Origin of the sequence: Sphingomonas faeni, assembly GCF_024273235.1 — a bacterium.
In the GTDB taxonomy this organism is placed as follows: Bacteria; Pseudomonadota; Alphaproteobacteria; order Sphingomonadales; family Sphingomonadaceae; genus Sphingomonas; species Sphingomonas faeni_A.
In genome coordinates, this window is record NZ_JANBVH010000027.1 from 14,526 (window position 1) to 27,010 (window position 12,485).

Below are 12,485 nucleotides of genomic sequence, written 5' to 3' on the forward strand. Positions count from 1 at the left end.
TGCCTGCGTCATGACCGAGTTCGCCGAACTCGTCGCCGCGACCAACTACTCGTTCCTCGACGGTGCCAGCCATCCGAGTGACATCGTCGGTCGCGCAATCGAATTGAAACTGGCCGGTATCGGCATCGCCGATCGCAATACGGTTGCTGGCGTGGTCCGCGCTTATGATGCACTGGGACGCGCAAAACGGGGTCAGCTCGGCGCAAAGCTGCCGCCGTTCGATTTCAAACTGGTGGTCGGCGCGCGTCTCGTATTCGCCGACGGTACGCCGGACATCGTCGCTTATCCCGCAACCCGGGCTGGATGGGGACGGCTGACGCGACTGCTGACACTAGGCAACCGGCGCGCCGAGAAAGGTGGCTGCATCCTCGGCTTCGACGATCTGATCGCGCATCTGGGTGAGATTTTGTTGATCGTCATGCCGGAATGCACCGCCCGCCCGGTGGTCGCGCACAAGGATTTCGTACTTCCCAAGCGCAACGATGCCAGTCTTGATGCCACACTTGTCGCGCTCCGCCCGCTGGCGCGGCGATCGGTGTGGCTTGGCGTAACGATGCCGCACGGCGGTCGCGATCGGCGGCGTCAGACCCGGCTTGCCCGGATCGCGGCCAAGGCGCGCGTCCCGATCCTGGCGACCAACGACGTTCGCTATGCCGTAGCGGACGATCGCTCGCTTCATGACGTCGTCACCTGCATCCGCGAGGGAACGACGATCCAGCATGCCGGCAAACGCCTCGGTGCCAATGGCGAGCGCCATCTGAAGGGGGTCGACGACATCGCGCATCTTTACCGCGATAGGCCACACGCGATCGACGAAACGGCGAAGTTCCTCGCGCGGATCGACTTCACACTCGACGAACTCAAATACGAATATCCGCACGAGCCCGTGCCCGAAGGTTGGAAACCGCAGGAGTGGCTTGAGCATCTCGCCTGGCAATCGGCGATCGATCATTATGAGGGCTACGTCCCCGACAAGCTGATCGCGTCGTTGCGCGACGAGTTCGCGCTGATCCGGCAATGCGGATACGCCTATTATTTCCTGACGGTCCATGACGTCGTCCGGTTCGCACGCAGCGTCGATCCGCCGATCCTGTGCCAGGGACGCGGTTCCGCCGCCAACTCAGTGGTATGCTACGTGCTCGGCGTTACGTCGGTGGATCCGATGAAGCACGACCTGCTCTTCTCGCGCTTCGTCTCCGCCGAACGTAGCGAACCGCCCGATATCGACGTCGATTTCGAGCATGAGCGGCGCGAAGAGGTGATGCAGTATATCTACCGCCGCTACGGTCGGGAACGCGCAGCGATCGCCGCCACCGTCATCCACTTCCGCTCGCGCAGCACCGTGCGCGAGGTCGGCAAGGCGCTGGGCTTTACCGAAGACGTCACACAACGCCTGACCAGCACGGTTTGGGGCAGCTTTTCGAACCGTTTCCCGGAACGCCGCTTTGCCGAAACGGGGTTTGACGTGGCCAATCCGGAAGTTGCCCGGTTGCAGGACATGGTCGAACGACTGCTCGAATTTCCGCGTCACCTATCGCAGCATGTTGGCGGTTTTGTGCTCACGCAAGGTCGGCTCGACGAGATTGTGCCGATCCATAACGGCGCGATGGAGGACCGTACGTTCATCGAATGGGACAAGGACGATATCGATTGCCTCGGCCTGATGAAGGTCGACATTCTCGCGCTCGGTATGCTGACGTGCATCCGAAAGAGCTTCGACCTGATGCGGCAGCACGGGCTTGGCGACCATGAATTGAAGACCATCGCCAACGACGAGAATTCGAAGGTCTATGACATGCTGTGCGATGGCGACAGCATTGGCGTGTTCCAGGTCGAGAGCCGCGCACAGATCAACATGCTGCCGCGATTGCGACCGCGGAAACTGTACGATCTGGTGGTCCAGGTGGCGATCGTCCGGCCCGGGCCGATCGAAGGCGACATGGTGCATCCGTATCTTCGGCGGAGGGCGAAAAAGGAGGTGGTAGTGTATCCCTCGCCATCGCCCGAGCATGGCCGAAGCGACGAACTCGAGGTTCTGCTGGGAGAGACGTACGGCGTGCCGCTGTTCCAGGAACAGGCCATGAAGCTGGCGATCGTCGCGGCGAAGTTTACCCCTGACGAGGCCAATGAACTGCGAAAGTCGATGGCGACGTTTCGCAAGGTCGGGGGAATGAATAATTTCCAGGCCAAGCTGATCGGTGGGATGGTCGCGCGGGGATATGAGGCGGAGTTCGCGGAACGCTGTTTCAAGCAGATCGAGGGGTTTGGGTCCTACGGTTTCCCGGAGAGCCATGCGCTGTCGTTCGCGCGGCTGGTGTATGTGTCGTCGTGGATCAAATGCTTCCACCCGGCGGTGTTCTGCTGCGCGTTGCTCAATTCTCAGCCGATGGGGTTTTATGCGCCGGCGCAACTGGTGCGCGATGCGGTGGAGCATGGGGTGAAGGTACTGCCGGTCGATGTGAATGCGAGCGGGTGGGATAACTCGCTCGAGGCTTCGGGGACTGATCTGCGGCTCGGGTTTCGGCAGGTGGACGGGTTTCGACAGGACTGGGCCGACGAGATCGTTCGCGTTCGAACTACTCCGTTCGCCAGCATCGAGGATCTCGCGCGGCAGGCGACCTTGCCGCAGCGGGCGATGAACCTGCTCGCCGATGCGGATGCGTTTCGATCGGTCGCGAAGGAACGCCGCGGGGCGTTGTGGGATGTGCGCCGGACGCCGCCCAAGCAGCTCGCGCTGTTCGCCGCCGCGGAGGTGCCCGAATTGGGCGTGGAGCCCGACGCGCATCTGCCGGCGATGCCGCTGTCGGAACAGGTAGCGGCGGATTACCAGACGACGCGACTGTCGTTGAAGGGGCATCCGATGGCGTTCCTGCGCGAACGCTTCGCGGCCGAGGGGATCCTGTCGAGCGCGCAGGCCAATGCGACCAAGGACGGGCGGCGCGCGAAGGTCGCGGGGGTCGTGCTGGTCCGCCAGCGGCCGGGCAAGGGCAATGCGATCTTCGTGACGATCGAGGACGAGACCGGGATCACCAACGGGCTGATGTGGGCGCGCGATTTCGAGGCGAACCGCCGCGCGGTGATGGCGTCGCGGCTGATGGTGCTGGAGGGCGTGATCCAGCGCAGCGAGGAAGGCGTGACGCACCTGATGACCGCGCGGGTGCAGGACCGCACCGAGATGCTGCGGCTGTTGTCGGAGGATCATGCGCTGGAGCCGCCGCTCGCGCGGGTGGACGAGGTGATCCGTCCGGTGCTGACGCGCGGCCCGGACGGACGCACGCCGCGCGCGATGCATCCCCGCGATGTGCGCGTCCTCCCCAAGTCACGCGACTTTCATTAATTCCTTGCCCGTCACGGATCCCGATCCCGTCTCGGATCCCAGGCATGTGTCGAATCCTAGACTGTCTCGAATCCCAGACCGTCTCGAGTCATACGCCCGTCACCCCAGCGAAAGCTGGGGTATCTCACGTGGCACGCGACCAGCGCCTCACGGGGATACCCCAGCTTTCGCTGGGGTGACGGACTTGAGGGTGACGGACTTGAGGGTGACGGACTTGAGGGTGACGGGCTTGAAGGAGTCGGACCTGAAGCGGACGGGCTGATGGGGGTGTACCGACGGTGACGGACCAAGGATCGACGGGCTGCTTCAACGGCGGCGTCGCCACGTGGAATTTCGAACGCGATGCTCTACGATGGCTTCCAGAGGTGGCATTCGCTGCCCGCCCGCCCCAGATAGCGCGCAGTGCAATACGGGAGTTGAACTTGGCCACGCTTGGAATGTCCCCCGCGGAGAAGGACGCCGTCGAGGCGTTCCGTCGCGATGCCGTCGAACCGTCGATGACGAAGCTCGTGATCATCGATTTCTGGGCGGAATGGTGCGGGCCGTGCAAGGCGCTGACGCCGACGCTGGAGAAGGTCGCCGCCGACTATGCCGACAAGGGCGTCGTGCTGGCCAAGGTCGATACCGACAAGAACCAGTTCATCGCCGCGCAATTCCAGATCAAGTCGATCCCGACCGTCTATGCGATGTTCCAGGGCCAGCTGGTCGCCGACATGACCAGCGCGCGGACCGAATCGCAGTTGCGCGTGATCCTCGACCAGTTGCTCAAGCAGCTGCCGATCGAGGCGGACGCGACGGACGCGGTGCCCGATATCGAGCCGTTGATCGCGGTGGGCGAAGCGGCGTTGGCCGAGGGAGACGGCGAGCGCGCGCTCGGGATTTTCCGCGAGATCGCCGAGATCGCACCCGAGCATCCCGCGGTCCATGCCGGGTTCGTCCGCGCGCTGGTCGCGACCGGGCAGTTCGACGAGGCGAGCGACTGGCTGGCGAACCTCGATCCGGCGATCGCCAAGGATCCGGCGATCACCCGCGCGCAGGCCGCGCTCGCGCTCGCGCAGTCGGCGCCCCCGGTCGCCGACCTGTCGCCGTTGATCGCCGCGGTCGAGGCGAACCCCGACGACCTGCAGGCCCGGTTCGCGCTCGCCAACGGCCAGATGGCGGCGAACGACCGCGATGCCGCCGCCGACACGTTCCTCGGCATCATCGCCACCGAGCGCGACTGGAACGAGGGCGCGGCACGCGCGCAGTTGCTGAAATTGTTCGAGGTCGTCGGGCTCGAAGACCCCTGGGTCTCTGGACAACGCCGCCGCCTGTCTGCGATCCTGTTCGGATGACCACCGAGTCCGCCCCCCCGCGCGCTACCACGCGTCTGTCGATCTTCCCGCTGCCGGGGGCGCTGTTGTTCCCGGGCATGCATTTGCCGCTGCACATGTTCGAGCCGCGCTATCGGGCGATGATCAGCGATGCGATGGCGCGCGACCGGCGGATCGGGATGATCCAGCCGCGAGGCGGACCGAACGACGATGCCGACGCGCTGTACGACATCGGCTGCGTCGGCAAGATCGCCGAGGTCGAGGCGCTCGATGATGGGCGGTACAACGTCGTGCTGGAAGGCATGGCGCTGTTCCGGATCGTCCGCGAGCTCGACGTGACGACCGCGTTTCGCCAGGTCGAGGCGGAATTGCTGCCGTTGATCGAGGATGATTCGCTGTCGCTGGGGCGGCGGTCGTCGCTGGAGCTTGAATCGCGCCGGTTCGCGGACATGCAGGGCTATGCGGTCGATTGGGATGCGGTCGGACGGCTCGACGACGAGAGCCTGGTCAATGGCATCGCCCAGATTGCGCCGTTCGATGCGGCCGCCAAACAGGCGTTGCTGGAGGCACCGGATATCGAACAGCGCGCCGAACTGATCATCCAGCTGATGCAGTTCTTCGGACGGCACGACGGCGATGAATCGGTGACGTTGCAGTGAGCACGCCCGGCACCTCGATCGATCCCTGGCTGCTCGAACGCCTGGTATGCCCGATGACCCGCACACCGCTGCGCTATGACGAAGCCGCGCAGGAACTCGTCTCGGACGCGGTGGGCCTGGCCTATCCGATCAAGGACGGCATCCCGGTGATGCTGGTGGAGGAAGCACGGCGGATCGACGGACGCGTAGCCGATTGATGCCATCGACCGACCGCCGCCTCTGGGGTCTCGGCGCGGTTTGGGGAGTTGGGCTGGTCGCGTCGGGCTGGACGCCGTTCGATCGCGCGACGTGGTGGATGGAGATCGCGCCCGTCCTGATCGCATTTCCGATACTGGTCGCCCTGCGACGCCGGTTCGTCTTCACCGACTTGGTGCTGCTGATGATCGCGCTGCATGGCCTCGTCCTGATGCTGGGCGGCGCGTACACCTACGCTCGCGTACCGATTGGTTTTGCGGTCCAGGACATGCTGCATCTCACGCGCAATCCGTATGATCGGTTCGGCCATTTGATGCAGGGCTTCGTGCCCGCGATCGTGTTGCGGGAAGTTCTGGTGCGGACCGGGGCGATCGTCGCGCCGCGACTATTGGCCGTTACCGTGCTGGCCTATTGTCTCAGCGTCAGCGCGCTGTACGAATTGATCGAGTTTGGTGCCGCAGTGTCGCTGGGCCAGGGCGCGGATGCTTTCCTGGGAACGCAAGGCGACGCATGGGATACACAGTGGGATATGCTGATGTGCCTTGTCGGTGCATCGCTCGCGCTGATCGTATTATCGCGCGTTCACGACCGGCAGATCGAACGACTCAAGGCTCAACGCTGCATGATTTCGCCTAGCGCCGGGTGACCTCGACCGGTTGCCGGCACTCCCAGCCTTCGCGTTCCAGTTCGGGTGTGTCGCTGTCGACCGCCGGATAGCCGATGCAGACATAGCCGATCAGCTGCCAATGAGCGGGCACGTCGAGCGCGACACGGACGCGGTCGGCGTCGAGGATCGAGACCCAGCCGAGCCCGAGGCCTACGCAGCGCGCCGCCAGCCATAAGGTGTGCAGCGCCATGACCGCCGAATAGGCTGCTGTTTCGGGCATCGTCTGTCGTCCCAGGCCATGGCCCTGTTGCGGGTCGGGGTCGACGAAGACCGCGAGATGGCAGGGTGCGTCGTCGAGGCCCGCGAGCTTCAACCGCGCGTACCGGTCGGCGCGCGTCGGCGACTGCGCCGCGAGTGCCTGCGCGTTGCAGGCGGCGAAGGTTGCGCGGACCGCGGCGCGACGGTCGGGATCGTCGACCGTGACGAAGCGCCATGGCTGGCTGAGGCCTACCGACGGCGCGAGGTTCGCCAGATCGAGCAGTTTGGACAGTAGCGTGGGGTCGATCGGATCGCGCCGGAAATGCCGGACGTCGCGGCGCCAGCGGATCAGCGCGGCGAGTTGGTGCTGGAAGGTTTCGAATGCGGGTATGGGGGGGGTGTGGTGTTCAGAGGCCGACATGGTGGTCATCACGCTTTCACTAACACGGCTCGGCGTTGCGTTCTCGCTCGTCTCGATCGAGATTTTGCCGACCTTCCGGCACCTCAGATGTTTTCGGCACTTATGCTTTGCGCAACTACCTCCCCGGCGGAGGCCGGGGTCCAGGTGGGGAGCGGAGGTAACGACGGACAGTCCCTGGTTATATCGGCCTTTCCACCTGGACCCCGGCCTTCGCCGGGGAGGCGTCATTGTTGGCGCGAGCCAGCTTCGACTCATTCCGGAGTGACGACAATCGCGGACGACAATCGCGAATGTCGAACCGCCTTAAACCGTCATCCCCTGAAGCAGCTTCGGCAAATCGCCCGACTCGCCCCGCGCCTCGGCCATGAAGCGGTCCTTGAGCGGCGGGATCGCATTCACCGCGCTGATGCCGAACCGGCGGACGGCGCTGGCGGTCTTGCCGGGGAGGCCGAACAGGCGGGTGAGCGTGTCGGTGGCCGCCGCGGTCATGAACGTGTCGAGCCCGCGCCAGCGCTGGTAGCGCGCGAGCAACGCCGCGTCGCCGAGGTCGAGGCCGAGGCGCTTGCCCTCGACCAGCACTTCGACGAGCGTCGCGACGTCGCGGAAGCCGAGGTTGAGGCCCTGTCCGGCGATCGGGTGGATGCCGTGGCCGGCGTCGCCGACCAGCGCGAGGCGCGTGTCGGTGATGCGGGCGGCGTGGTGGAAGCCGAGCGGATAGGACGAGCGCGGCGTCGCCATCGAGAGTTTGCCGAGGAAGCCGCCCATGCGCTTTTCCGCTTCGGCGAGGAACGCGCGGTCGCCGAGCTTGAGCATGCCGGGGGCGTTCTTCGCGTCGACCGTCCAGACGATCGCGGAGCGGTGGCCGTCGGCATCGTCGGGCAGCGGGAGCAGCGCGAACGGGCCGCTCGCATAGAAGATCTCGTACGCGACGTCCTCGTGCGGGCGTTCGTGGTGGAACGCGGCGATGATCGCGGTGTGCTCGTACGACCAGCGCGCGATCGTGATGCCGGCAGCCTCGCGGGTCAGCGAGTTGCGGCCCTCCGCCGCGATCAGCAGCGGTGCGCGGACACTATCGCCGGACTCGAGCGTGACGGTGACGCCCGATTCGGCGCGGTCGACCGATGTCGCGCGAGTCTTCATGCGGAGGTCGACGTGCGGCGCGGCGGTCGCGGCGTCGAACAGCGTGCGACGGAGCAGCTTGTTCTCGTACATCGTGCCGAGCGCGCCATCGTCGGCATCGGGGACGAAATCGAGCTTGCCCGGCTCCAGCCCGTCGCTGACGCGGATCTGGCGGATCGCACAGCCCTGCCCCGCCAGCGTCGCGCCGATGCCGATCGCGTCGAGCATGCGGTGGCTTGCGCTCGCCACCGCGGAGGCGCGGCCGTCGAAGCCCGGCGCCAGCGTAACCGCCGGGTCCGCGGGGTCGATCACGATCGTCGAGATGCCGTGCACGTCGAGCGCCACGGCGAGCGTCGCGCCGACCAGCCCGCCACCGAGGATGATTACATCTGTGTCCATACGGCCGCTTTATCCCGCCAGCCGGTCGCTGCCAACGACGATCCGGGCGCAGCTTAACCCGTGTTGTCGCGTGGTTACCTTGACGTTGCGCCTGTCGAGGACGATGCATTTCCGCATTATACTGCAACTGGAGATTACGGGTCATGGCCAGCCGCGCGCAGCCAGCCTTGTGGCGTGAGACGGTGAAGGCGGGTGCGGTGCGCAGCGGCGCGCTGATCGCGGCGATCGCGTTGTTCGTCGGCACGCTGCTGATGGCGCTCGCGCTGGCGAGCTATCACCCGAGCGACGCCGCGTTGAACACCGCATCGGGCGGCTATCCGGACAATCTGGTCGGTCCGCCGGGCGCCTGGTTCGCCGATATCGCGCTCACCCTGTTCGGGCCGGCGGTCGCCTTGCTGCTGCCGATCGGGCCGATCCTGGGGATGCGGCTGTGGCGCGACATGCCGCTGGGACGCTGGGGGCGGATGTTGCGCGGGGCCGCGATCGGCGTCGCGTTGATGGCGAGCGCGCTGGCGTTCGTGTCCGGGTCTTCGGTGCTGGCGCTGCCGGCCGGTTGGGGCGGCGTGATCGGCCTGTCGGTGGCGAGCGCGGTGCATTGGGGGCTGAGCTTCATCGGCCAGCCGGTCGCCGAGCTCTGGTCCGGCCGCGCGGTCGGTCTGCTCGCGGCGATCGCGGGCGCGATCGTGTGGGGCAAGAGCATCGAGATCGATCTCGGCGAGCGCAAATGGCGCTTCCCCCGCCGCAATCGGACCGAGGCGCTCGGCTATGACGGCTTTGCGGAGATCGACGAGGACGACGAGCCGCTGACGCTGACGCGCAAGCCGGTCGAACCACGCGCGATTGCCGAGCCGGACCCGCGCCCTGCCCCCGTCATCGCCGACCGCCAGAGCGCGCCGTCGCAGGCCAAGCCCAAGGAGCGCCAGTCGTCGCTCGACCTGCGTGACAATTTCACGCTGCCGAGCCTCGACCTGCTGACGCCGTCACCGCCGAGCCAGGGCAATGTGATCGACAAGGCGGGGCTGGAACGCAATGCACGGCTGCTCGAGAACGTGCTCGACGATTTCAAGGTGACCGGGTCGATCATCGAGGTGCGGCCGGGTCCGGTCGTGACGATGTACGAGCTGGAGCCCGCCCCCGGCGTCAAGGCGAGCCGGGTGATCGCGCTGGCCGACGATATCGCGCGCAACATGTCCGCGATCTCCGCGCGCGTGGCGGTGATCCCGGGGCGCAACGTGATCGGCATCGAGCTGCCGAATGCGCGGCGCGAGGCGGTGAGCTTGCACGAACTCGTTGGCAGCCAGACGTTCGAGGACCAGTCGGCGCAGTTGCCGATCATCCTGGGGAAGAACATCGCGGGCGATTCGGTGATCGCCGATCTCGCGCCGATGCCGCATCTGCTGGTCGCGGGTACCACCGGCTCGGGCAAGTCGGTCGGGCTGAACAGCATGATCCTGTCGCTGCTGTACAAGCTGACGCCGAACCAGTGCCGGATGATCATGATCGATCCGAAGATGCTCGAACTGAGCATGTACGACGACATTCCGCATCTGTTGTCGCCGGTCGTGACCGATCCTGCAAAGGCGGTGCGCGCGCTGAAATGGGCGGTCGAGACGATGGAGGATCGCTATCGCCAGATGTCGTCCGTCGGCGTGCGCAGCCTTGCGGGCTTCAACGACAAGGTGCGCGGCGCGAAGGCCAAGGGGCAACCGCTCGGGCGGAAGGTGCAGACTGGGTATCATCCCGATACGGGCGCGCCGATGTACGAGGAGGAGAAGCTCGAATACGACGTGCTGCCGCAGATCGTGGTGATCGTCGACGAGCTGGCCGACCTGATGATGACCGCCGGCAAGGAGGTCGAATTCCTCATCCAGCGGCTCGCGCAGAAGGCACGCGCGGCGGGCATCCACCTGATCATGGCGACGCAGCGCCCGTCGGTCGACGTCATCACCGGCGTCATCAAGGCCAATCTGCCGACGCGGATCAGCTTCCACGTCACATCGAAGATCGATTCGCGCACCATCCTCGGTGAGCAGGGCGCGGAGCAGCTGCTCGGCAAGGGCGACATGCTGTACATGCCGGGCGGCAAGGGGATCGTCCGCGTCCACGGGCCGTTCGTGACCGACGACGAAGTGCGGCTGGTGGCGGATCACTGGCGCTCGCAGGGGCTGCCGGATTACATCTCGTCGGTGACCGAGGAGCCTGAGGAGAGCTTCGCGCTGGAGGGTTCGCCGACGGGTGAGGATTCGGCGGAGGACCAGCAATATCGCCAGGCGATCCAGTTGGTGTGCGAGTCGCAGAAAGCGTCGACCTCGTGGCTGCAGCGGCAGTTGCGGATCGGGTATAACTCGGCCGCGCGGTTGATCGAGCGGATGGAGAAGGACGGGATCGTCGGTCGGCCGGATCATGTCGGGCGGCGCGAGGTGCTGCGCGATACCGAGGGGCATGCGATCTGAGGTTGGGCCAGCGCGCCTTCCTTGCCTTCCCCCCCTCCCTGAAAGGGAGGGCTGGGGGTGGGTAGGTTGGCTCGAGCCGCAACGGTTGCCTGTTGCTGAAACCGACCCACCCCCGACCCTTCCCTTCCAGGGAGGGGAGATAAGACGACTGACAGATGCGCGGCACAAAATCGCATGATCGCGGTTTTGCTCGGCAAAGGGTGGATCATATATGAAATACGGGTGGGGTTTGGCAGCGGCGTTGGCGCTGGTTCCTGCGGCGGCGCATGCGGCACCTGACGATGACATCGACCAGAACGCCGCGCGTGCGGATACCCAGCGCCCGGCGACCCAAAAGGAGGACGCCGCTAAGCAAACCCCCGGTAGCTCCACCACCGACACCCAGCACCGCCCCCGCGCCGGCGTCCGCCGCGACAGCGATCTCTCGCCCTCGGCACTGACCGCCGATACGCAGCGCACCCCGCCACCGGGATTGTTCGCCGACTGGTTCGACATCCGCAAACGCCTGACCGAGCGCGGGATCGGCGTCAGTGCCCGCTATGCCTCTGAAAGCGGGTATAATTTCGCAGGCGGCGACCGGAAGCTGCTGCGCGAAACCGGACAGTTCGACGTCGGCGTGCTGCTCGATCTCGACAAGGTGATCGGGCTGCAGGGTGGCGCATTCCAGGCCACCCTCACCTATCGGCGCGGACGCGATCTGGGTGCGGATGCCAATCTAGGCGTGCTGCAACAGGTGCAGGAAGTCTATGGCCGCGGCCAGACGCTGCGCCTGACGCAATTCTGGTACGAGCAGAAACTGGGTGAGAAACTCGAACTGAAGATCGGCCGGACCAATCCAGGCGAGGATTTCGCGGTCTTCTCCTGCTATTTCCAGAACCTCAGTTTCTGCGGCGCGCAGCCGGGCAATCTGGTCGGCGATTACTGGCAGAATTGGCCGGTCGGGCAATGGGGCGCGCGGCTTCGCTACGACCGGAACGAGCAGCTGACATTCAAGGCCGGGGTTTATGAAGTGAACCCGCGCAATCTCGATAACGATTTCGTGATCGGGCATTTCCATGGCGCGACCGGCGCGCTGATCCCGGTCGAGGCCGAATGGCATCGCGGCAATGACGACGGCCGGGTCGGCGCGTTCAAGGTCGGCGGCTGGGTCAACACGTCGGACGGCGACGACGTGTTCTACGACGTCAACCGCCAGCCGATCGCGATCACCGGGCTCGCACCGCTCCGCAGCAACGCCCGCTACGGCGTGTATTTCAATCTCCAGCAGCAGATCACGGGCACCTCGAAGGACGGCAAGTCGGTCACCGGGCTCAGCGTGTTCCTCAACGCGACTCAGGCCGATCGCGCGACCTCGACCACCGACAACCAGGTCGCGGCCGGGCTGTTCTACAAGGGGCTGGTGCCGTGGCGGCCGGGCGACATCCTCGGCTTCGGCGTGGCGCGCACCAATGTGAACGGACGCGTCGCGAAGGGGCAGGCGCTCGATCCGACGCGCCCCGCGGTGCAGGATGCCGAGTACGCGTCGGAGATCTACTACAGCGTCCATCCGACGCGATGGCTGGAATTGCGGCCCAATGTGCAGTTCATCCACAACCCGGGCGGCGTGCATGACGCCAACGACGTCGGCGTGCTCGGGATGAAGGCGGCGATTACCCTGTAACGGAACTCGTCGAATTCAGTGGCGGTTCAAGCGCGGGGCGGCAATCGTCCGCGTTCCAAGGAGA

The 12,485-nt window shown here is 65.7% G+C and carries 9 protein-coding genes; 7 read left to right on the top strand and 2 right to left on the bottom strand.

Annotation, left to right across the window (positions count from 1 at the left end):
- Nucleotides 1-10: 10 nt before the first annotated feature.
- The 5 genes from NLI89_RS14670 (at nucleotide 11) to NLI89_RS14690 (ending at nucleotide 6,150) form a co-directional block, all read left to right on the top strand.
- Entirely contained in the window at nucleotides 11-3,337 is a 3,327-nt protein-coding gene (locus NLI89_RS14670) for an error-prone DNA polymerase (RefSeq protein WP_254687697.1), read from the top strand.
- 437 nt (nucleotides 3,338-3,774) lie between these two features.
- The gene (locus NLI89_RS14675; RefSeq protein ID WP_254687738.1) at nucleotides 3,775-4,671 is read left to right on the top strand and encodes a tetratricopeptide repeat protein; all 897 of its coding nucleotides are present in this window, start codon (nucleotides 3,775-3,777) and stop codon (nucleotides 4,669-4,671) included.
- Nucleotides 4,668-5,309, top strand: coding sequence for an LON peptidase substrate-binding domain-containing protein (locus NLI89_RS14680; RefSeq protein WP_254687698.1), 642 nt, complete (start codon nucleotides 4,668-4,670; stop codon nucleotides 5,307-5,309). The genes NLI89_RS14675 and NLI89_RS14680 overlap by 4 nt, the downstream gene beginning before the upstream one ends.
- On the top strand, nucleotides 5,306-5,506 hold the full coding sequence (locus NLI89_RS14685) for a Trm112 family protein (protein ID WP_368077286.1): 201 nt from the start codon (nucleotides 5,306-5,308) through the stop codon (nucleotides 5,504-5,506). The genes NLI89_RS14680 and NLI89_RS14685 overlap by 4 nt, the downstream gene beginning before the upstream one ends.
- The gene (locus NLI89_RS14690; protein ID WP_254687699.1) at nucleotides 5,506-6,150 is read left to right on the top strand and encodes a DUF2238 domain-containing protein; all 645 of its coding nucleotides are present in this window, start codon (nucleotides 5,506-5,508) and stop codon (nucleotides 6,148-6,150) included. Before NLI89_RS14685 ends, NLI89_RS14690 begins: the two co-directional genes overlap by 1 nt.
- Here NLI89_RS14690 and bluB read toward each other — a convergent pair.
- Together bluB and NLI89_RS14700 are read right to left on the bottom strand one after the other, a co-directional pair.
- Nucleotides 6,137-6,790, bottom strand: a complete 654-nt coding sequence (gene bluB / locus NLI89_RS14695) for a 5,6-dimethylbenzimidazole synthase (RefSeq protein ID WP_254687700.1) — start codon at nucleotides 6,788-6,790, stop codon at nucleotides 6,137-6,139. The two genes, NLI89_RS14690 and bluB, sit on opposite strands and share 14 nt — an antisense overlap.
- A gap of 303 nt (nucleotides 6,791-7,093) precedes the next feature.
- Nucleotides 7,094-8,308 carry a UbiH/UbiF/VisC/COQ6 family ubiquinone biosynthesis hydroxylase gene (locus NLI89_RS14700; protein WP_254687701.1) on the bottom strand — a complete coding sequence of 405 codons (1,215 nt, stop codon included), beginning with the start codon at nucleotides 8,306-8,308 and terminating at the stop codon, nucleotides 7,094-7,096.
- A 143-nt stretch (nucleotides 8,309-8,451) separates the two neighbouring features.
- Between NLI89_RS14700 and NLI89_RS14705 the strand changes: the two genes are divergently transcribed.
- Both NLI89_RS14705 and NLI89_RS14710 read left to right on the top strand, forming a co-directional pair.
- A complete protein-coding gene (locus NLI89_RS14705; protein ID WP_254687702.1) occupies nucleotides 8,452-10,761 on the top strand; it encodes a DNA translocase FtsK in 2,310 nt (769 codons plus the stop codon).
- Between the two features lie 211 nt (nucleotides 10,762-10,972).
- On the top strand, nucleotides 10,973-12,421 hold the full coding sequence (locus tag NLI89_RS14710) for a carbohydrate porin (RefSeq protein WP_254687703.1): 1,449 nt from the start codon (nucleotides 10,973-10,975) through the stop codon (nucleotides 12,419-12,421).
- The last annotated feature ends 64 nt before the right edge of the window (nucleotides 12,422-12,485 follow it).